A 20,832-nucleotide genomic window follows, 5' to 3' on the forward strand; every position below is an offset into this window, starting at 1 on the left:
GCATCTCGCCGACGCCGCGGCTGCGAGCCACGGCCGGGACGGCGGCGAGATGCCGGCGCGGAGCGGCGCCGCGGCGGCGCAGGAGCCGGATGCCCCCGGACGGCCCGGGAGCTCGACTCGCGCCGATACGGTGGATGCCATGACCGGACTGCACTGGGGCATCCTCGCGACGGGCGGCATCGCCCACGCCTTCACCTCCGACCTGCGCACAGCGGGCCTCCACGTCGCCGCCGTGGGCTCCCGCCGCATCGACAGCGCCCGCGAGTTCGCGGCGCAGTACGGCATCGCGAACGCCCACGGCTCGTATGAGGAACTGGTGGCCGACCCCGATGTCGACATCGTCTACATCGCGACCCCGCACCCGGGGCACGTCGACAACGCCCTGCTGGCGCTGGATCACGGTAAGCACGTGCTCGTCGAGAAGCCCTTCACGCTCAACGCCACCGAGGCCACGATCGTCCGCGACCGCGCCGCCGAGAAGGGTCTGCTCGCCATGGAGGCGATGTGGACGCGCTACCTGCCGCACATGGTCCGCATCCGCGAGATCCTCGCCGCCGGCACCCTCGGCGAGGTGCGAGTCGTCTCGGCCGACCACACCCAGAAGCTCCCCACCGACCCCGCCCACCGCCTGAACGACCTCGCGCTCGGCGGCGGCGCCCTGCTCGACCTGGGCATCTACCCCATCTCCTTCGCCGTCGACGTGCTCGGACTGCCCGAGCGCATCACCGCCCTCGCCCGCCTCTCGGATGCCGGGAGCGACGCCGAAGTGGCGACGACCTTCGTGCACACCGGCGGCGCGATCTCGACCACGGTGTCGTCTTCGCGAGGTGCCGGCATGAACGCCGCCCAGATCGTCGGCACCGAGGCGCGCATCGAGATCGATCGGGTCTGGTACACGCCCACCTCGTTCCGGGTCGTGTCACCCGAGGGCGACGTGCTCGAGGAGTTCTCCTCCGAGGTCGAGGGGCGCGGCATGCAGTACCAGGCGATCGCCGCCGAACGATTCGTGGACGACGGCGCCGCCGCAAACGACGTCCTCCCGATCGACGAGACCATCGCGATCATGGGCGTGCTCGACGAGGTGCGCCGCCAGATCGGCGTCGTCTACCCCGGCGAGCGCTGAGCACCGACGCCCCCGTCCGTCGCGGGACGGCCGTTTCCGCCTTCACGGGCGCGGGGTTTCCTCCCCGTCCGGCGGACGGGCCAAACTGGAGTCATGCCCGACACCCAGACCGCCCGCGTCGCCGTATACCTCGACTTCGACAACATCGTCATGTCGTGGTACGACCGCGTTCACGGGCGTAACGCCTATTCGCGTGACCGGCAGAAGATCGCCGACAGCCCGGTCGACCCCGAGATCACCGAGCGGCTGACGAAGGCGACGATCGACGTGGGCGCGATCATCGACTACGCGGCGTCGTTCGGCACCCTCGTGCTGACCCGGGCGTACGCCGACTGGTCGGCTCCGGTGAACGCCGAGTACCGCTCGCAGCTGGTTGCCCGCGCGGTCGACCTCGTGCAGCTTTTCCCCGCGGCGGCGTATGCGAAGAACGGCGCCGACATCCGCCTGGCCGTGGATGCGGTGGAAGACATGTTCCGCCTCCCCGACCTGACGCACGTGGTCATCGTCGCCGGCGACAGCGATTACGTTCCGCTCGCGCAGCGGTGCAAGAGGCTCGGTCGGTACGTCGTGGGCGTCGGCGTCGCGGGCTCCACCGCGAAATCGCTCGCCGCGGCCTGCGACCGATTCGACGCGTACGATTCCCTGCCCGGCATCCCGAATCTGGCTGAGACCAAGAAGGATTCCCCGCCCTCGCGGCCGCGGACACGCAAGCGGTCGAAGGACCCGGCGGTCGACCTGCTGGAACGGGCGATGCAGCTGGAGGGCGAGCGCGCCGACGGAGAGTGGCTGCACGCGTCGGCGGTGAAGGATCTCATGAAGCGTCTCGACCCGTCGTTCAGCGAAAAGGCGCTGGGGTTCCGCAGCTTCTCGGATTTCCTGAAGGCGCAGACCGAGCACGTCGAGGTGGACGAGGAGTCCAACGTCGTGCAGGTGAAGGCGGTCGTGCGGGGCTGACGGAGAGGGCCTCGGCGATCAACGGCGGGCCTCGGCGATCAACGGCGCTCGGCGCCGGGGGCGACGTGTGCCAGGACGCGCTCCCACACCGAGGTGAGGGTCACGTGTCCGTTGACCGAGGAGATCTCGTCGTCGGGCACGATCTCGGCCTCAGCCGACCGCATCCGGTCGACGTACCACTCGGCGTCACCGGAATCGGCCGGACCGTCACCACCGACGACGACGAGCGTCGCGGCGTCGAGATGGTCGAGCAGAGGCGTGCGGAGATCGCGGCTGAGGGGGTCGGACGGACTCTGTACCCCGACGATGGCCAGCCGGTCCACGATCGGGCCCAGGGCCGCGGCGAGATAGATCGCGATCGGGCCGGCTGAGCGCTCCCCCACCAGTCCGACGGTGGCGCCGGGCGCCTCACGATCGACCAGCTCTCGCAGCGCCTCCACGGTGAGACCGGCGGGGGTCTGCCCACCGAAGACCGGTGGGTCCTCCAGCTCGGGGGCGTCGAGCCCCACGGCGACCACGCGCACGTCGTAGGCGGAGGTGACGCGCGCGTCGGGGTCGGTGGTGGCCACATCGCCGGTGCGGAGAACGAACACCGCGCGCGGCGCTCCGGGTGTTCCGAAACTGCGGTAGTCGAGCTGGCCGTCGAGCCAGGGTGCGAGACTCATCACTTCGTCCTCTCGGCCTCGCGCCATGCGGCGAGGCGATCTCTTCGCCGAGCCGGCGCCTGCTCTCTGCGTGCTGCCCACGGCATCACACCTCACCCGCCTCGTCGGAGTCGGCCGACCCGCCGCCCCCGGGGAGGAGGGACCGGAGCGTATCGATCGAGTCGGCCTCGGCTGCGGGCTTGTCGGAACGGTAGGCCTTCACGCGCGCGAAGCGCAGCGCCACGCCGCCGGGGTATCGCACCGATCGCTGGACGCCGTCGATCGCGATCTCGACGACCGTGTCGGGCACGACCCGGATGCCGCCGGGGATCTCCCCCGCCTCGCGCTCGGAGAAGTGCGCGGTCTGCCAGGTCAGGAGCTCGTCGGTGAGGCCCTTGAACGTCTTGCCCACCATGACGAAGCCGTCAGGCTGCCCGAAACGACCCTCGGGATCCCGCGCCGCGAGGTGCAGGTTCGAGAGCCAGCCCGAGCGTCGCCCCGAGCCGCGCTCGACGCCGACGACGACGAGGTCGAAGGTGTGCACGGGCTTGACCTTGAGCCAGCTCTTGCCGCGACGACCAGCCGTGTAGGAAGCGTCGAGGCCCTTCACCATCACGCCCTCATGACCGGCCGCAAGGGCATCGCGCGCGAACGCGTCAGCGGTCTCGACGTCGTCCGTGGTCACGGCGGGGATGCGCCACGGCGCGGCAATGCGCTCGAGTTCCTCCAGTCGGGCGGACAACGGCTCGTCGACGAGGTCGCGCCCGTCGACGTGCAGGACGTCGAAGAACCACGGTCGCAGGGCGATCTCTCGCGCCGTCTCCGCACCGAAGCGCGCCATCGTGTCTTGGAAGGGGCGTGGACCACCGTCGTCGTCGAGCGACAGCGTCTCTCCGTCGAGGATGACGTCGTTCACCGGCAGACCGCGGACCACCTCGACGATCTCGGGCACGCGGTGGGTCACGTCGGCCAAGGTGCGGGTGAACACGTGCACCTCGTCGTCGTGCCGGTGCACCTGCACGCGGGCCCCGTCGAGCTTGTACTCCACCGAAGCCCGACCGGCGATGCCCAGGGCGTCGGCGACCGACGTGGCGGTGGAGGCGAGCATCGGCTGCACCCCGCGACCGACGACGAGGCCCACGGCGGCGAGATCGTCGACCGTGCCGGTGAGTGCCACGCGAGCCGTCTCGCCGAGGTCGCCCGAGAGCATCGCGGCGCGCCGCACCGCGGCACCGTCGCGGTCGGAGGCGCGAGCGACGGCATCGAGGAGCACCCCCTCCAAGGCTCCCGTGCGCAGTTCGCCGGTCATGATGCGAATGAGAAGCTGCCACTCCGCCGCCGTCGCCCGCTCGGCCAGCGTGTCGAGGAGCGCCGCGCGGACCGCCGCCGACCCCGCACCGCCGATCCCGGTCAGCCGCGAGAAGCCTCGGTCGACGTCGTCGACACTCAGCGACGGCTCCTCGGCGTGGGATCCGCCGCGGCTCGAGAGCGTACGCCAGCCGACACCGAGTCGGCCCTGGCGTGGCGACGCCGTGAGCAGGCCCACCGCCGGCACGATCTCGTCGGGCGCGAGCGACCGCAGCACCGCGGCGAGGGCGTCGACCTTCGCCAGCCGCGAGCGGGTGTTCGTCACCGCCGCGAGGGCCGTCTCGATATCGCTGAAGAGCATTTCGGCATCCTGGCACTCCCCTCCGACATCGCCGGTGCGCTTGCGTCGTCACGGCACCCGTGGCATCCGGGATGCGACCCGCACCGCGGTCGGCATCGCGTGCCCGGGGTGTCGGTCGCAATCGCGTCGGTTCGCCGAGACCGCACACGTTCGCCGAATCCGCGCGCGTTCGCTGAGCCCGCGCGTCCGGGAGGTCGCTCGGGTCAGGTGGCGCAACCGCGGGATGCGGGTTCGACGACGCGGCCCCGCCGCGGTGACGGTCGCCACTCACCACACGTCGCCGTCGGTCGCAACCCCCGCGTCGATGTCGGAGGTCTGAGGTGTGCTGAGGGCTCCCCCAGGAATGAGGCATCCGTGAACGCTCCCGCAACCCTCGAACAGTCCGCCCGCACCGCCCGCGAGGTCTTCGGGTGGGACGACCTGCTGCCGGGTCAGGCCGAGGCGATCGATGCGGTCGTCGGCGGGCGAGACACCCTGGTCGTCTTCCCCACGGGTGCGGGCAAGTCGGCGGTGTACCAGATCTCCGGTTGCGAACTCGGCGGCGTGACCGTCGTGATCTCCCCCCTTCTGGCCCTGCAGCGCGATCAGATCGACTCGATCGACGCCGCACCCGACGCCCCCGCCGCCGTCGCCCTGAATTCCCGCACGAGCGCGGCGGCCAAGAGGGCCGCTTGGGCGGCGATCGAAAGCGGCGACGCCGTATACGCCTTCCTCGCGCCGGAGCAGCTGGCGAACAGCGAGGTGTTCGACCGTCTCGCGAAGGCCGATGTGCGTCTCGTCGTCGTCGATGAAGCGCACTGCGTCTCGGCGTGGGGCCACGACTTCCGACCCGACTACGCGCGGATCGGCGACGCCGTCGAGGCACTAGGGCATCCGCCGGTGCTGGCGTTGACGGCCACGGCATCCGCCCCCGTCCGCGACGACATCGTGTCGAGTCTCGGCATGCGCGAGCCGCACCTCGAGGTGCGCGGAATGGATCGCCCCGAAATCCACATGGCGGTACGCCGCCACGAGCACGATGCCGACAAGCGCCGCGCCGTCATCTCGGACGTCCAGGATGCCGGCGGCCCGGCGCTGCTGTACGTGGCGACGCGCAAAGCGACCGACGCGTACGCCGACGAACTCACCGCCCTCGGCCTCCGCGCGGCCGGCTACCACGGGGCGATGACGCAGAAGCGGCGCGACGAGGTGCACACGGCGTGGAGCGCGGGCGAACTCGACGTCGTCGTCGCGACCTCGGCGTTCGGCATGGGGGTCGACAAGAGCGACGTGCGTCTCGTCGTGCACGCCGACGTGACCGAGTCGCTGGATTCGTACGCGCAGGAGATCGGCCGCGCGGCGCGCGACGGCCGACCCGCCCGGGCCATCCTGCACTACCGGGCCGAAGACTTCTCGCTGCGTTCCTTCTTCGCGGGCGGGCATACCAAACGAGCCGACATCGCCGGGGTGTGGGACGCTCTGCTCCGCGCGACGTCGCCCCTGCGCGCGAAGGGCATCGCCGACGAGAGCGGACGCTCGACTCGCGCCATCGGTCGGGTGCTGAACCAGCTCGTCGCGTGCGGGCTGGCCGTGTCGGGCCCCGAGGGCGTCTCCGTGCGCGAGCGGGTGTCGGCAGGCGACGCCGTGAGCGCGGTGCGCGAGCGAGATGACGCCGAAGAGCGCATCCGCGCGTCGCGCATCGAGATCATGCGCGGTTACGCCGAGACCACCCACTGCCGTCGGCGCGCGCTGCTGGAGTACTTCGGCGTCGCGACTCCCGAGCAGTGCGCGACGTGCGATCGCTGCGACCGCGGTTCCGTGGCAGCGATCGAGGTCGACGGCCCCACGGACGCCGACGCGGGCGGCATTCGCATCGACTCCGTCGTCGCGCACGGCGAGTTCGGCGCCGGGACGGTGATGGGGATCGAGGACGACCGGCTCACGGTGTTCTTCCCCGAGCACGGCTACAAGGTGCTCGCGCGCGCGGCGTTCGAGAACGGCATCCTGGAGCTCGGCGAGGCGGCGTAGGCGCGCGTCTCCGCGCGGTTCGGCGCCGCGCGGGGGGCGTCGGGGGTGTGGGGCGCGTATCGCAGTTTGGGGCGCGCGTTGAGCTTTCGGCAGGTCTCGTGCGTTGGGGCGCGAATCGCGCTTTGGGGCGCATTCCGCCCGCCCCAACGTGCAGAACGCGCCCCGAACCAGCTGCCGCCTCGCGGCAGTCCATGCGTTCAGGGGTTGTTCTGCCTGGTTGGACGCGCGCACCCCTTCCGCATGGGGTTTGGGGCACGTTTTAGGCAGCGGGGCGTACGTCGCCCGCCCCGATGCATGAAACCCGCCCCAACCTCCCAGTCACCGCGCGACGTTCCCCACGCTCCGTCGTTCGGGGCGTGATTCGTGCATCGGGGCGAACGTCGCCCGCCCCGATGCATGGAACCCGCCCCAACCTCCCGGTCACCGCGCCCCACGCTCCGTCGTGCGGGGCGTACTTCGCTCACGCCATCGTTCGGGGCGTACTTCATGCGCAGGAGCGCCCCTCGCCCGCCCCCACACACAACGCGTGCCCCAATCCCGAACTGCCCGCGCGGCCCGAGGGGCCTCACTACGGTTTGGGGCATGTTCTCCCCTTTGGGGCGCAAGAGATGCGCCCCAAAGGGCGGATCGTGCCCCAAACGCAAGGGCTTAGCCCTCTAGTGAGGCGTCAGCGCTCGCGCGTCGCCCACCACGCCCATGCGACGAGCGGCACCTGAAGGAACAGGCGGATGAACCGCGCACGGTCGGTGTTGAGGCCCGGTGCAGAGCGACCCGTACGCCACTGGTGCACGTTGCCGGGGAACACGGCGACGAAGAACGCGGCTATGACCGCACCGATGCGGCGGCGTTCTCGTGGCAACGTGACCAGCGCCGTTCCGAGGAGCACCTCCACGGCTCCGGATGCCACCACGATGGCGTCCTTATCCGTGTGCAGCATCCGCGTGGCCCAGCCCGGCACGACGATGCGATACCCCCGCCGCCCCCACGTGAGATGGCTCGCGCCCGCCCCCACCAGCAGCAGGGCCAGCGCCCCGCGTGCGATCGAGCGGACGGTCAGACCTCGGCGACGTGGCATCCGGTCAGTCTTCCACCCACCGGACAAGCGCGGGCCGTAGGCACCGGACACGGAGCCGCGCAGGGCCGACGTCGTCGCGATTCGCGCGGCCCGAACACAGGACGCCGAGGCCATCGCGACGGTTCACGCGACGTCGTGGCCCAAGGGCCACGCACGCCGGATCTCCCCCGCTCAGCCCAGCGACGGCGCCGTCTGACGGACGAAGTCGAGGTACGCCTCGACCGTGTCGTCGGGCACGACCGCGCGAAGCACGATCTCGTCGACCGCGGCGGTGTAGGCCTCGAGCGCGCCGTCCAGCGCGGTGGCGTCACGGATGGTGGTGTCGGCGGCATCCACCCCCATCCGTTCGAAATTGGCGGCGTAATTCGGGAACGACGCGTAGCGAGCGGTCTCGGCGTCGAGGCGTTCCCGCGCGGCGGGGACGATCGCGGTGCGCACGTAGACGGCGACGTGCGCGGAGGGTGAGATCGCGTGCAGCGCGTCGGCCTGGACGCGCGACTCGGTGGGCGGCACCCAGTTGAGCAGCACCCCCTCGGCGCGCTCGGCTCCCGTGCGCCGCATCTTCGGCCCCAGCGCCCCGACGACCACGCGCGGCACCCCGGCGTCGTGCAACACGTCGATGGCCCGACGGACACGCGCGAGCGCCCCTTCTTTCGCCACGCCCGAGCCGATACCGAGCGTCAGCCGATCGAGCGGAAGACCCAGGGATGCCACCTCGGCGGCGATCGTGTCGGCGGAACGACGATCGACGGGCACGACGCCGGTGGCGAGGCGCAGGCGTTCGGTGACGCGCGCGACCGCGGCCAGGGCGGCGAGAGCGTCACCGTCGGGGGTGTCGTTGACCCAGAGCGTGTGAAACCCGGCGTCCTCCACGGCCGGGGCGATACGGGCTATCTCGTCGGGACCGAGCGATCCAGCGAGCCCGAGCGAGACCGCGCCTCGCGTCACGACACGCCACCGGCGTTCGGCACGGCCACCGCGACCTGGCCCACGGCGGCGTAGAACGCCGCCAGGTCGACCTCGTCGGTCGGGAGCAGCACCACGTCGTCGACACCCACCGCCTGGAATCGGGCCACGCCCTCGGCGACGTCGTCCACGGAACCCGCCAGCACACGGTCTGCCGCGTCGGGGCGGTCGCGCAGCGACGCGGTCGCCCGATCGTGCGCATCGGGGCCGAAGGCGGTGAGAACGTAGGCCACGACATCTGCACGGCCCTCGCGTGCCGCGGCGGTGCGCGCCGCCTGCACCGTCTCGACCGCGGCGGCGATCTCGGCGACGGTATGCCGGCTGTCGAGCACGACTCCATCGGCCACGGCGCCCGCAAGGGCGAGCGTCTTCGGGCCCTCGGCCGCGGCGTACACCCGCGGCGGCGAGGCGGGCGGCCAGTCGAGCGCGACGGCACGGAGCTTCACATAGCGCCCCTCGGTGCTGACCGTCTCTCCCGCCAGGAGCGCCCGCAGGGCGGGGAGCTGCTCCTGCATCAGAGTGAGTGGCGACGCCGCTTTGGCGCCGATCTGTCGCATCCAGTCCTGTACGCCGTGGCCGAACCCGGGCAGCAGGCGACCGGGGAACATCCGCTCGATGGTGGCGACCTCCATTGCCGACGCGGCGACGTTGCGCAGGGGGAACGGCGCGATGCCGACCCCGATGCGCAGATGATCGGTGACCGCGAGCGCCGCGGCGGCCGCCGCCCACGCCGACGAGCGGAAACAGTCTTCCCACAGCCACAGTTCGTCGACCCCGGCGTCTTCGGCCGCGCGCGCGGCGTCGCGCAACTGCTCCGGCGGGTGCGGGTACGGGCTGAAGATCGTGCCGATACGACTCATGCGTCTACTCTGCCCCGAACCTCCGACATCCCGTCAGGGGTGGCGCGCGAACGCGTGCCCCGGCCAGCGAGTGTCGACGACGCCCGGAAGATGCCAGGAGACGTCCGGGTGTCGGGGACGCCCAGGGGGATCGACGGTCCCGACGCCCGCGCGCCCGCGCCCGCCCCACGCGCAATGCCCCGAAGCCGACGCCTGCGGGCTCGGACCGGGGGCTCAGACCGGAGGCGCCACCCCACCGGACGCACGCGCGACGCCCCCGGCACAGACGCACCGGGGGCGCGGCGCTCAGGCCGCGAGCGCCGTGGCGGCGGCCCGCACGACGACGCCCGCGTCGGTGGCATCCACCGTCACCGCTCCCCCGTCGGCCAGCTCACCCGAGACGAACAGGTCCGCGATGCGGTCGTCGACCTCGCGCTGGATGACGCGGCGCAGCGGCCGCGCGCCGTACTCGGGCTCGTAGCCGACCTCGGCCAGGCGCTCGATCGCTGCATCCGTGACCTCGAAGGTCACCCCGCGAGCGGCGAGCCGTCGCGACGTGGCTCCGAGCAGCAGCCCCACGATCTCGCGCAGCTGCGCCTTCTCGAGCTTGCGGAACAGGACGATGTCGTCGATGCGGTTGAGGAACTCCGGCCGCATCGCCTCACGCAGCTTGCCCATCACCCGGTCGCGCAGATCCGCATCGGCGAACTCACGACCCGTGGTGGTGAAGCCGATCGCACCGGATCGGGATGCCAAGAACTCGGCGCCCAGGTTGGAGGTCATCACGATGACCGTGTTGCGGAAGTCGACCGTGCGCCCCTGGCCGTCGGTGAGGCGTCCGTCGTCGAGCACCTGGAGCAGCAGGGTGAACACATCGGGGTGGGCCTTCTCGATCTCGTCGAACAGCACGACCGCGTAGGGGTTGCGGCGCACGCGCTCGGTGAGCTGGCCGGCCTCGTCGTAGCCGACGTATCCCGGAGGGGCCCCGATCAGGCGCGAGACCGTGTGGCGCTCGCCGAACTCGCTCATGTCGAAGCGGATCACCGCGCCGTCGTCGTCGAAGAGCGATCCGGCGAGCGCCTTCGCCAGCTCGGTCTTGCCGACACCGGTGGGTCCCAGGAAGAGGAACGATCCGACGGGTCGGTTCTCATCGCCCATGCCCGTGCGATTGCGGCGCACAGCCTTGGCGACGGCCGCCACGGCGTCGTCCTGCCCGATGACCCGGGCGTGGAGTTCCTCTTCCAGATGCGACAGCCGACCCCGTTCGGTCGCGGTGAGGCGCGCGACCGGAATCCCGGTGGCGCGGCTGATCACCGCGGCGATCTCGGGCTCGTCGACGACCGCTGCGGCGCGCGGCGCGCTGGTCGCGGCGTCGAGGCGCGTCTGCACCGCGGCGATCTCGTCACGCAGGCGTGAGGCCTCTTCGTAGTGCTCGGCCGAGACGGCGGCGTTCTTATCGGCCTCCAGGGTCGCCAGTCGTTCGAGCAGCGCCGACGTGTCGACGCTCACGCCGAGGCGGAGCCGCAATCGCGCCCCCGCCTGATCGATGAGGTCGATCGCCTTGTCGGGCAGCACCCGATCGCTGAGATACCGGTCGCTGAGCTCCACCGCGGCGCGCAGCGCGTCATCGGTGTAGGTGACGGAGTGGTGCTCCTCGTACGCCGGACGCAGTCCGCGCAGGATCTCCACGGCATCCGGGATCGACGGCTCCCCCACGCGCACGGGCTGCAGGCGCCGCTCGAGCGCGGGGTCCTTCTCGATCGTGCGGTACTCGCGCAGGGTCGTCGCACCGATGAGGTGCACGTCGCCGCGGGCGAGGCGCGGCTTGAGGATGTTGCCGGCGTCCATCGAGCCCTCACCCGTGCCGCCGGCACCCACCAGCGTGTGCACCTCGTCGATGAAGACGACGAGCTTCTCGGATGCCGAGACCTCGTCCATCGTCTGGGTGAGCCGTTCCTCGAAGTCGCCGCGGTAGCGGGCGCCGGCGAGCATGGCGGCCAGGTCGAGCGACACCACGCGGGTCTCGCGCAGTTGCTCGGGCACCTCGCCCGCGACGATGGCCCGGGCGAGTCCCTCCACGACGGCGGTCTTGCCGACTCCGGCTTCGCCGATGAGCACGGGGTTGTTCTTGGTGCGACGGCTGAGGATCTCGATCGTCTGCTCGATCTCCTCGGTGCGCCCGATCACGGGGTCGAGCTCGCCTGCCGCGGCGCGCGCGGTGAGGTCGGTGCCGAAACGATCGAGGTGGGGGGTGACGGATGCCGACTCTCCCGGCGTCTCGTCCTGCTCGCCGCCCATGACGTTCTCACGCACGCCCTGTGTCAGGGCTTCGGCGGTGACGCCGGCCTGGGCGAGGATCTGACCCGCCGGGGCGTCCTGCGCGAGCACGAGCGCGAAGAAGAGGTGGTCGGGGTCGACGTAGGTCGATCCCGCCGCACGCGCCACCTGGAACGCGTGGAACAGGGCGCGCTGCACCGAGCCCGCCACGACCGCGCCGTCGACGTCGGCGGCGGGTGACGCAGCGGGAAGCCTGCTCTCGGCGGCCCGGGCGATGGCGACGGGGTCGGCCCCGAGGCGGCTCACAGCCTCCCGCGCGGGCGAACGGCCGACGAGCACGTGGAGCACGTGCAGCGCGTCGAGTTCGCGCTGGCCGCGGCTGAGGGCGAAGCGACCGGCCTCTTGCAGGGCGTCCTGCGTGCGGGCGCTCAGGAACCGGCTGAGGTCGATGGAACGCTCGGCGCGGGCCTGCTCGCCCGCCAGGTAGCGAGCGAGGAATTCGTCGAACGACTGCGCGCCGTCGCCGGCACCGGGGGTGACATCTTCGGGCAATTCCGTCTCCTGTGATACGCGGGGGTGGCAACTTGAGTGCCGCCGTATCAACTTCAACGTGAAGTCGTCGCGGCTATTCCCGCAGGCCCGGGTCGGCGTCGTTCCAGAACTCGACGGTCTGCACCACCCAGAACACCCCGAACAGCGCGAGGGCGATCGACTCCCCCACGAACACGACGGGGAACCCGGTGCGCTCGACGCCCGTCACGATGCCGACGACGAGCAGCACCAGCGTCACGATGATCCCTCCCGCGACGACGCCGTACGCGTGACGCAGCCCGGCACCGCGACGACCGCTCGATTGCGGCCGCCACGCGGCGAGGGCTGCGACCGCCGCGATCAGGACGAAGAACGACACGGCGGCCACCTCGTGCGCCATCGCGAAGAAGCCCTCCGGTGCGGTCGACGCCCACACCACGGCCCCGAGCGTCAGCGACACGATCACCCCGATCGTCGCCGCCACCCCACGGCTCGCCGTCTTCTGCACCCGCGCGAGGATCGCCCCGGAGATCGCCCCGAGGAGGACCACGGATGCCACGGCCACGCCGTTGTTCGCCACGGTCGCCCGCACCTCGGGCGGCACGCACCGCAGCACCGGCTCGCAGACACCCGCGGCGATCGTGGTGGGAACATACGCCACGGCGAGCGCGAGGACCGCGGCGATGTCGAGCAGACCCTGCTCGAGGCTCCTCCCCGACAGTCCCAGCAGCGCCAGGGCGATCGCGCTGAGCGCACCGACGAACACCGGCCCCGCCGGGCCGTAGTACGCGGCGCTGACGGACGGAAGCGCCGCACCGCCCGCGACCTCGAGCGCGACGCCGATCGCGAGGAACACGGTGGCGCCGATGATCGCCAGCCGCACGTACCGGTACGTGCGCTGCGTCGACGTCGTGCGGATGCGCATACCGGCATCCTCTCAGTGCCCTCCGACACGGGCGTGAGACCGTGCGGCTGCAGCAGCTCCCGTCATCCTGATGCGCGTCGCGGCCGCCGAGGCGAGCGGCCCGGTGTACGCGGGTCTGCCAAACTTCCGGCATGCGCGAATTCCTCACCGGTGCGGGGCTCCTGCTCCGTGGTCTCGGCCAGTGGCGTCGCACCCCGGGGGCGATGGCCCTCGGTCTGATCCCCGGGACCGTGGTCGGGCTCCTCTTCGCCGCCGCACTGGTGGCGTGGGGCCTCATGCTGCCGGGCCTGGTCGACGACTGGACGCCCTTCGCCGACTCGTGGCCGTCGTTCTGGGCCGATGTCGTGCGCACGGCGATCGGCGTCGCATCGTTCGGTGCGGCACTGCTCCTGGTCGTGGTGTCGTTCACGGCGGTGACCCTCGCCGTCGGCGAGCCGTTCTACGACCGCATCTGGCGCGCCACCGAGCGCAGCACCACCGGCACGGTGCCCGACGCCGATTACGGCTTCTGGCGGGCGGTCGGCGACAGCATCCGTCTCATCCTCCGTGGCATCCTGGCCGCCGCGGTGGCGTGGCTCATCGGACTCATCCCGTTCGTGGGAGGTGCGCTCGGCTTCGCCACCGGCGTGATGTTGACGGGTTGGTTGCTCGCCGACGAGCTCACCTCGCGTTCCCTGTCGGCGCGCGGGTTCGACCGCTCCGCGCGACGCGCGATCATCCGCGCGCACCGCTCGCGAGCCCTGGGCTTCGGCGTCGCGACCCAACTGTGCTTCCTCATCCCCCTCGGCGCCGTCGCGGTCATGCCCGCCGCAGTGGCCGGGAGCACCCTCTGGACGCTCTCCGCCCTGGGCGGCACGCGACCGCTCGGGCCGCCCGCCGACACCGCCCGACCGCTCGCGGCACCCGCCGAAGCCGGCCCACCGCTCACGGCACCCACCGACGCCGGCCCACCGCTCACGGCACCCACCGACGCCGGCCCACCGCCCGCCGAAGCCGCCCCGCCGCGCGCCGCCACGCCGACCTCTCCCGCGAACCGCCCGGTCGACCCGGCACGATAACCTGGAGCGACCGAAGGGATCTTCATGTTCATCGTCTCGCTCCTCCTGTTCGTCGGCGGCATGCTGCTGACGGGACTGTCGTTCTCGCTCGCCGCTCCCGCGCTCTTCTTCGCGCTCGGCATCATCCTCGTGTCGGCCTCGCTGGCCCTCCCCTTCCACTTCGGCACCCGGTAAGCGGCGCGGCGGCCATGACGACGTACACGGTCGCCGACTACCTGCTCGACCGTCTCGCCGAGGCGGGTGTGCGCCACCTGTTCGGGGTGCCGGGAGACTTCACGCTCGACTTCCTCGACCACGTCGAACGCCACCCCGTCGTCGAATGGGTCGGGTGCGCCAATGAGCTCGGCGCCGGGTACGCCGCCGACGGCTACGGACGCCTGCACGGCCTCGGTGCGCTCAGCACGACCTTCGGCGTCGGTGAGCTCTCGGCGATCAGTGCCGTTGCCGGCAGCTACGCCGAGCATGTGCCCGTCGTCCATGTCGTGGGCGCACCGACCACCGCCGTGCAGGCCGCCGGTCGGGCGAGTCACCACTCCCTCGGCGACGGCGACTTCGGACACTTCGCCCGCATGACCGCCGAGGTCACCGCCGCGCAAGAGGTGCTGTCGGCCACCGACGCCCCCGCGCAGATCGACCGCCTCCTCGCCGAGGTGCGTCACCGGCGCCTGCCCGGCTACCTCCTCATCCCGGCCGACGTCGGCGGGGCCCCGGTCGAACCGCCGTCCTCGCCGCTTCCCGACCCCGACGTCGTCACCGATCCCGTCGTCCTCGCGCGTTTCCGCGACGCCGTCGCCGCCCGCCTCGAGGCGTCCGACACCGTCGCGGTGCTCGCCGACATCCTCGTGTCGCGTCTCGGCGCCGAAGACGCGCTCCACGGCCTGCTCGGGCATGGGCTCGCCCACGCCTCACTGCTCTGGGGCCGCCGCGTCGTCGACGAGTCGGCATCCGGATACCTGGGCTCCTACCTCGGGGCCGCCAGCGCCCCCGCGGTGCGCACCGGCATCGAAGGGGCCGACCTGCTCGTGCTGGCCGGCGTGCAGTTCACCGACCTCACCACGGGATTCTTCTCGCAGCGCATCGATGCTGCCCGTACGGTCGAGATCCGCGGCGAACACGCGCGGGTCGGCGACGACGACTACTGCCCCCTGGCGATGCGCGATGCGCTCGACGCCGTCTCCGCCGAGGTGGCGGTGCGCAGCGACCGCCTCCGTGCACACGACTCCCCGTCGACGCCGACTCCCCCGCGCACTCCGGATGCCGACGGCCCCCTCTCGCAGCGAGCCCTCTGGCATGAGGTGGCGGCGTTCCTGCGGGAGGGAGACACGGTGCTGGCCGATCAGGGCACCTCGTTCTACGGCATGGCCGGAGAACGGCTCCCCCACGGCGTCGTCTTCGGCGGCCAGCCGCTGTGGGCTGCGATCGGCTTCACGCTCCCCGCGATCCTCGGTGCCGCCCTCGCGCGGCCCGAGCGACGCCCGGTGCTGCTCATCGGCGACGGTGCGGCACAGCTGACCGCGGCCGAGCTCGGCACGCTGGTGCGCCATGACGTGCCTGCGGTGATCGTGGTGGTCGACAACGCCGGCTATACCGTCGAGCGCGTGATCCACGGGCTGCACGAGGAATACAACGACATCGCCGCGTGGGACTGGACGACGCTGTTGGCCGCCATGGACCCTCGGGGCGCGACGACGGGCGTGCGGGTGGACACCGTCGAAGATCTGCGACGGGCACTGACCGACGCGCGAACGTCGTCGTCGTTGACGCTCATCCAGGCCGTCGTGCCGCAGGACGACGTGCCTCCCGTGCTCGCTGATCTCGCCGCGGCGGCCGCCGCCGCGAACCACCGCGCCTGAGCACCGTCCGTCGCCGGCGCCGCGAGCCCACGCCGGCGGCGAACCCGCCCACGCGCCCGACGGGACGAGCGTCGTCGAACGGATGCCACTCAGACGCCCGCGCCGCGGAGGCACCCCACCCGACACGGGTACCGTTGCACGATGCCTTTCTCGTTCGATGCCCTCCGCCGCCGCCCCGACCTCGAGGGCCCCGACCTCGTGGCCGTCGACGCCGCTGACCGCCTGATCCTCGACGAGTCGGCCGACGCGCGCGCGGGCCTCTCCGAGGGGGCCCTGGTCGTCATCGGCGACACGCACGGTGCGCTGACACTGGCCGCGGCGGATGCCGGCGCGCGCGGCATCCGGGTCCATCAGGACGAGCTCCTCGGCGAGCAGGCCCTCGCCGCCAACGCCGCCGAAGCGGGGCTCGACTCCGCGTTCACCTCGCACCCCCTCGACGCCGCGCTGCTCGCGGGGGCGCGCGTGGTGCTCCTGCGCCTCCCGCGTTCCCTGCGGGCGCTCGCGGACATCGCGGGACTCATCGCCCTGCACGCCGACCCCGACGTGGTGGTGTTCGCCGGCGGACGACTCAAGCACATGACCGTCACCATGAACGACGTGCTGCGCGCCCGCTTCGATCGCGTCGACGTCTCGCACGCCCGGCAGAAGTCCCGTGTCCTCATCGCCCGTGGTCCCCACGACGGCGGCGAGCCCGTCCCGGAGGCTGCCGAGGTCGACGGTATCCGGGTGCGGGCCTTCGGCGGCGCGTTCGCGGGGGCGTCGATCGACATCGGCACCCGTCTGCTCCTCGCGCACCTGCCCGAGCCGCGAGCGTCCGAGGCCATCGACCTCGCCTGCGGCACCGGTGTGGTGGCCGCGGCGCTGGCCGTCCGGCATCCCGCGCTCCGGGTGCTCGCCTGCGATCAGTCGGCGATCGCGGTCGCCTCGGCGCGGGCGACGGCGGCCGCCAACGGCGTGGAGGATCGCGTGCGGGTGCAGCGCGACGACATGCTGCAGGCGCAAGCGGATGCCACGGCCTCCTTCATCGCGCTGAACCCGCCGTTCCACGCGGGAGCCGCCGTTGCCGACGGTCTCGCGCCGCGCATGTTCGCGGACGCGGCGCGGGTGCTGCGCGCGGGAGGTGAGCTGTGGACCGTGTGGAACTCCGCCTTGCAGTACCGCCCGACCCTCGAGCGCGTCGTCGGTCCCACCCGGCAGGTCGCGCGGGACCGCAAGTTCACCGTGACGGTGTCGACGAAGCGCTGACGGCGACCGGCTCCGCCCGCATCCGTCTCACCCGGGACGCTCCGCGACGAGGGAGCACCGTGGCGCGTCCGCTGGCGCCGCGCTGCGGCCGAGCGTAGATTCGCAGTCGTCCACGAGGAGGTGCGGCATGCGGGTGCGCACGATCGCTGCGACGCTCAGCGCCCTGGGCCTGGTCGTCGGTCTGCTCGCGACCGGCCCCGCGGCCACGGCGGGCATCCCCCGCATTCCTCTGTCGGAGAGCGTGTCGTCACCGCTGCTCGCCGACTGCTCGAGCATCACCGGGAACGGTCGCGGCTACGCCCGGCTCCACGACATCGCGTTGTGCGGCGCCGACACCATCCCGCCCGATGAGCCGCTGCGCGTCGAGGCCGTGGGCGGCGAGGAGTGCGGGTCGGCCACCCTCACTCTGACCAGTCGGGGCGGTGGGCTTGCGACGGTCTCGTGGCGTGTGGCATCCACCTCGGGACCCATCCTCGACGTCGAACTCGACGCATCGTTCTCGGGCCGGGCGGGCGGTGCGATACGCCGGTTCTCGGTGCGCGAGCCCTCGCTGCACGCGACGGGTTCCTCGATCGCGCTCCTCGGTCCCGGCCAGGCGACGGCGACGTTGTCGGGCACCGTCGAGACCTTCACGGCCACCTGCCGCATCGCCCCGGCGAGTGTGCGGGTACACCTGCGCTGACGCCCGGCGCCCTCGCCCGCGACACAACGCAGGAGTTCCGACGGCACGGGGGCTCGGACCCGCCACGTGCCCACAGCAGATCGGCGGCGTTCCTGCGTCGTGTCCGTCGTGGCGCGCGACCCCTCACGGAACCCGCGCCGTATGCGGATCCCGTCCGGCCGGGCTCAGCCTTTGCCGCCGGGCGGCCCCACGACGAGCAGCACCACGAATACCACCGCGACGACGGCGACCAGCGCGAGCGCCAGGGCCCACGGACGCCGCAGGAAGAAGCGCAGCATCCGATCGATCGGCCGGCGGTCACGCGGGTCGGCGGTCTCGTCGAGCCGCCACGCACCGCGGAGTCGTCCGGTGCGGTGCAGCCAGATCTCGGTCGGGACCGTCGCGTAGGGGATGACCGCGCTCACGATGGCCAGGGCCGTCGGTCCGATCCCCCACCGCTGGTTCAGCGCGACGAGCACCGCGGTGGCTCCGTAGGCGAGGAACACGAACCCGTGGATGCCACCCCCGATCGTGACCGCGAGGGGCAGGTCGGCAACGGCGCGCAGGATCAACCCGCCGATCAGCAGGGTCCACGAGACCGCCTCGGCGATCGCGAGCGTACGGAACAGGTTCAGGGGCGTGCGGAACACGTCTCTCCTCGGGCGGGTCGGGAGCTTCCCACCCTACGCAGGGGCGTCGCGCCCGTGCGGACGCTCGCCTCGACGTCGAGGAGTCACTCGATGGGCTGATCGTCTCCGTCCAGCGACGGATCGGACTTCGCCCCCTCTGCGGCGGTCGTCGTGTCGGGTTCGGGCCCGGGCTCGATCGGGGGCCACTCGCGTTCGGCATCCATGGACCCACCCCACCAGAGATGGTCGAGCGGATGCCACCGCCTTGACGCGCAGACGCTCATCGGCCTGCCGTGGGTGGAGCCGAGGCGGAGCGTAGGGTGGACGGGTGGCGGAAACCCGGGGACGCGTGTGGACCGGGGTCATCCGGGTCGGACCCCGCGCGGGTGATCATCGCGTGGCCGTCCGCGCCGTGCTCAGCGTCTGCGTCCCCCTTCTCGTCCTGCTGCTGATCGGCCGTCTCGACCTCAGCGTCTACGCCAGCTTCGGCGCCTTCGCCGCGCTGTACGGTCGTGCCGACACGCCCCGCACGCGCGTGCGTATGCAGGCGACGGCTGGCGGCATCCTCGTCGCAGCGATGCTCGTCGGCACCGCCCTCTCGGTCCTCGCGATCCCCGCGCTGGCCAGTGTGGCGGTCGTCGCCGCCCTCGCCGCCGCGGTGACGCTCTTCGCGTACCGGGCGCAGTGGCATCCGCCGGGGGCGCTGTTCGCCGTCTTCGCGGCGGGCGCGACCGCCAGTTTCCCCGCCACCGGATCCACCTTCGCGACCGTGCTGATCGTCGGCGGCGCGAGCGTGCTGTGGAGCCTGCTGGTCACGGTCGTCTTCGTGCTGGCGCGCCGCGGCTCGTGGGCGCGCCCGAGACGGCCCCGCCCACCCATCGGCGCCGTCGCGTGGGAGATGACCGCCACCGTCGGTGTCGCTGCCCTTCTCGCCGGCATCGCGGGGGCGCTCCTCGTGGGCACGCACTGGTACTGGGCGATGGTGGGAGCCGTCGCGGCCGTCGGCGGGGCGCACGTGACGGCACGACTGATCCGCGGGACGCAGCGCCTGGTCGGAACTCTCGTCGGGGTGCTGATCGCGGCGGGACTCCTCGCCCTGCAGCTCCCTCCGTGGCTCACGATCGTCGTCGCCGTCGCCCTGCAGGCCGGGGCCGAACTGTTCGTCGGACGCAACTACGGCATCGCGATGCTCTTCATCACCCCTCTGGCGCTGCTGATGATCTCGCTGGCCTCTCCCGCGACGCCCGAGATGCTGCTGCGCGACCGCGTGATCGAAACGATCATCGGTGTGGCGGTGGGTACGGTCGTCGCCGTCGTCTCCGCTGTTCTGCGACGTCGATCCTCGAGGAGCTGATCCCCATGACCGCCGCGACCGCCAAGCCTCTGGGCCACATCGCCGCCGAGCGCATCAGCGCGGGGTGCTACGGCGCGCTGGTGTCGGCATCCACACTCGTCGGTCTCGGCGGCTCCGATCTCGGGCTGGTCGTCGCGGTCGTCGCGTTGACGAACGTGGTGTACTTCGCGACCCACGTCTTCGCCTACTCGGTCGGCGATACGTCGGCGGAGCGGCCCTCGAGGATCGTCGCCCACCACCTGCGCGTCAGCGCGCCGATGGTGTCGGTGACGTTCCTGCCGCTCCTCGTCGTGGTGGTGCTCGTCGCGTTCAGGGTCGACCTGCCGACGGCGCTGCTGTGGGGCGTCGGCGTCGCGATGTCGTATCTCGTCGTGGTCGCCACCGCCGGAGCACGCCTACGCGGCTCTTCCGGACTCGGCGTCGTGCTGACGGCCATCGGTGCGGCCCTGGTGTCGACCTTGCTGATCGTGGCGAAGCTGCTCCTGCACTGACGACGCCGGTCGCACGGCCCCGGCCCGGCGGGAGGGCGACCGGCCGGCGCCGCGGACCGCGTGCCGTGGTCACACGGCGGTCGCGGTGTGGTCGCCGTGACGGTGGACGATGCGCCAGAGGCCGTCCTCCCGACGCCACACGTGCGTCACCCGCACCACGAACGTGCGTGGCTCGTCCCCGTCGACCGACAGGATCCCGCGTTCCCGCCCGGCCGTCATCGCCCAGTCGTCTCCGACGAGCACGCGATCGTACTCCGGTACGAGAGCTCCGCCGTGGAACCGCCGGGCCACCGCCCGCAGGGTCGACTCCACCTCCGCAGCGGTCGTCGCGTGCGTGCCGAATCCGCCCATCAGGGTGGCATCGTCGGTCGGCGTCCACAGCGCTGCGAACGGTCGCGGGTCGCCGTGGCCCATGGCGTCCAGAGCGTCCGCGACCGCGCGCAGCGCATCGTCGAAGGGCTGCGGCGACTGCGCTGCCGACGTGTCGCCGAGGTGTCCGCTCGTCATGGACACATCATCCCGTGTCGCGGC

The 20,832-nt window shown here is 72.1% G+C and carries 19 protein-coding genes; 10 read left to right on the forward strand and 9 right to left on the reverse strand.

The genetic code is table 11. The annotated features are described in order from the left end of the window. Nucleotides 1–139 precede the first annotated feature (139 nt). A complete protein-coding gene (locus FHS07_RS12515; RefSeq protein WP_183420255.1) occupies nucleotides 140–1,123 on the forward strand; it encodes a Gfo/Idh/MocA family protein in 984 nt (327 codons plus the stop codon). A 93-nt stretch (nucleotides 1,124–1,216) separates the two neighbouring features. Continuing rightward, the gene (locus FHS07_RS12520) at nucleotides 1,217–2,077 is read left to right on the forward strand and encodes an NYN domain-containing protein (RefSeq protein WP_183420257.1); all 861 of its coding nucleotides are present in this window, start codon (nucleotides 1,217–1,219) and stop codon (nucleotides 2,075–2,077) included. A gap of 38 nt (nucleotides 2,078–2,115) precedes the next feature. Here FHS07_RS12520 and FHS07_RS12525 read toward each other — a convergent pair whose 3' ends face one another. Then, entirely contained in the window at nucleotides 2,116–2,742 is a 627-nt protein-coding gene (locus FHS07_RS12525; RefSeq protein ID WP_183420259.1) for a hypothetical protein, read from the reverse strand. Nucleotides 2,743–2,827: 85 nt separating this feature from the next. Next, entirely contained in the window at nucleotides 2,828–4,390 is a 1,563-nt protein-coding gene (locus FHS07_RS12530) for an ATP-dependent DNA ligase (protein ID WP_183420261.1), read from the reverse strand. Nucleotides 4,391–4,744: 354 nt separating this feature from the next. Between FHS07_RS12530 and FHS07_RS12535 the strand changes: the two genes are divergently transcribed. Further along, on the forward strand, nucleotides 4,745–6,397 hold the full coding sequence (locus FHS07_RS12535) for a RecQ family ATP-dependent DNA helicase (RefSeq protein WP_183420263.1): 1,653 nt from the start codon (nucleotides 4,745–4,747) through the stop codon (nucleotides 6,395–6,397). A 667-nt stretch (nucleotides 6,398–7,064) separates the two neighbouring features. Here the strand turns inward: FHS07_RS12535 and FHS07_RS12540 are convergent. The 5 genes from FHS07_RS12540 to FHS07_RS12560 all read right to left on the reverse strand — a co-directional run bounded on the left by FHS07_RS12540 (nucleotide 7,065) and on the right by FHS07_RS12560 (nucleotide 13,010). Then, complete coding sequence (locus FHS07_RS12540) at nucleotides 7,065–7,472, reverse strand: DoxX family protein (protein ID WP_183420265.1); 408 nt, start codon at nucleotides 7,470–7,472, stop codon at nucleotides 7,065–7,067. A gap of 171 nt (nucleotides 7,473–7,643) precedes the next feature. Further along, nucleotides 7,644–8,420 carry an LLM class flavin-dependent oxidoreductase gene (locus FHS07_RS12545; RefSeq protein WP_183420266.1) on the reverse strand — a complete coding sequence of 259 codons (777 nt, stop codon included), beginning with the start codon at nucleotides 8,418–8,420 and terminating at the stop codon, nucleotides 7,644–7,646. Beyond that, complete coding sequence (locus FHS07_RS12550; RefSeq protein WP_183420267.1) at nucleotides 8,417–9,298, reverse strand: LLM class flavin-dependent oxidoreductase; 882 nt, start codon at nucleotides 9,296–9,298, stop codon at nucleotides 8,417–8,419. The genes FHS07_RS12545 and FHS07_RS12550 overlap by 4 nt, the downstream gene beginning before the upstream one ends. Before the next feature lie 285 nt (nucleotides 9,299–9,583). Beyond that, nucleotides 9,584–12,106: an ATP-dependent Clp protease ATP-binding subunit gene (locus FHS07_RS12555; RefSeq protein ID WP_183420268.1), complete on the reverse strand. Its 2,523-nt coding sequence runs from the start codon at nucleotides 12,104–12,106 to the stop codon at nucleotides 9,584–9,586. A gap of 73 nt (nucleotides 12,107–12,179) precedes the next feature. Beyond that, complete coding sequence (locus FHS07_RS12560; protein WP_183420269.1) at nucleotides 12,180–13,010, reverse strand: hypothetical protein; 831 nt, start codon at nucleotides 13,008–13,010, stop codon at nucleotides 12,180–12,182. 131 nt (nucleotides 13,011–13,141) lie between these two features. Here FHS07_RS12560 and FHS07_RS12565 point away from each other — a divergent pair, with 131 nt between their 5' ends. The 5 genes from FHS07_RS12565 (at nucleotide 13,142) to FHS07_RS12585 (ending at nucleotide 17,848) form a co-directional block, all read left to right on the forward strand. Next, complete coding sequence (locus FHS07_RS12565) at nucleotides 13,142–14,068, forward strand: EI24 domain-containing protein (RefSeq protein WP_183420270.1); 927 nt, start codon at nucleotides 13,142–13,144, stop codon at nucleotides 14,066–14,068. Nucleotides 14,069–14,092: 24 nt separating this feature from the next. Next, nucleotides 14,093–14,242 (forward strand): hypothetical protein, encoded by a 150-nt coding sequence (locus FHS07_RS12570; protein WP_183420271.1) that lies wholly within the window; start codon nucleotides 14,093–14,095, stop codon nucleotides 14,240–14,242. Nucleotides 14,243–14,256: 14 nt separating this feature from the next. After that, nucleotides 14,257–15,921 (forward strand): alpha-keto acid decarboxylase family protein, encoded by a 1,665-nt coding sequence (locus FHS07_RS12575; protein WP_183420272.1) that lies wholly within the window; start codon nucleotides 14,257–14,259, stop codon nucleotides 15,919–15,921. Between the two features lie 141 nt (nucleotides 15,922–16,062). Continuing rightward, nucleotides 16,063–17,166 carry a class I SAM-dependent methyltransferase gene (locus tag FHS07_RS12580; RefSeq protein WP_183420273.1) on the forward strand — a complete coding sequence of 368 codons (1,104 nt, stop codon included), beginning with the start codon at nucleotides 16,063–16,065 and terminating at the stop codon, nucleotides 17,164–17,166. Between the two features lie 127 nt (nucleotides 17,167–17,293). Continuing rightward, complete coding sequence (locus FHS07_RS12585; protein WP_183420274.1) at nucleotides 17,294–17,848, forward strand: hypothetical protein; 555 nt, start codon at nucleotides 17,294–17,296, stop codon at nucleotides 17,846–17,848. Between the two features lie 164 nt (nucleotides 17,849–18,012). Here FHS07_RS12585 and FHS07_RS12590 read toward each other — a convergent pair whose 3' ends face one another. Beyond that, complete coding sequence (locus FHS07_RS12590; RefSeq protein WP_183420275.1) at nucleotides 18,013–18,477, reverse strand: DUF3817 domain-containing protein; 465 nt, start codon at nucleotides 18,475–18,477, stop codon at nucleotides 18,013–18,015. Between the two features lie 307 nt (nucleotides 18,478–18,784). Between FHS07_RS12590 and FHS07_RS16830 the strand changes: the two genes are divergently transcribed. Together FHS07_RS16830 and FHS07_RS12600 are read left to right on the forward strand one after the other, a co-directional pair. Continuing rightward, nucleotides 18,785–19,810, forward strand: a complete 1,026-nt coding sequence (locus FHS07_RS16830) for an FUSC family protein (protein ID WP_183420276.1) — start codon at nucleotides 18,785–18,787, stop codon at nucleotides 19,808–19,810. Nucleotides 19,811–19,815: 5 nt separating this feature from the next. Continuing rightward, nucleotides 19,816–20,301 carry a hypothetical protein gene (locus FHS07_RS12600; protein WP_183420277.1) on the forward strand — a complete coding sequence of 162 codons (486 nt, stop codon included), beginning with the start codon at nucleotides 19,816–19,818 and terminating at the stop codon, nucleotides 20,299–20,301. Between the two features lie 69 nt (nucleotides 20,302–20,370). Here FHS07_RS12600 and FHS07_RS12605 read toward each other — a convergent pair whose 3' ends face one another. Further along, entirely contained in the window at nucleotides 20,371–20,808 is a 438-nt protein-coding gene (locus FHS07_RS12605; RefSeq protein ID WP_183420278.1) for a YybH family protein, read from the reverse strand. Between the last annotated feature and the right edge of the window lie 24 nt (nucleotides 20,809–20,832).

The organism is Microbacterium proteolyticum, assembly GCF_014192415.1.
In the GTDB taxonomy this organism is placed as follows: Bacteria; Actinomycetota; Actinomycetes; order Actinomycetales; family Microbacteriaceae; genus Microbacterium; species Microbacterium proteolyticum.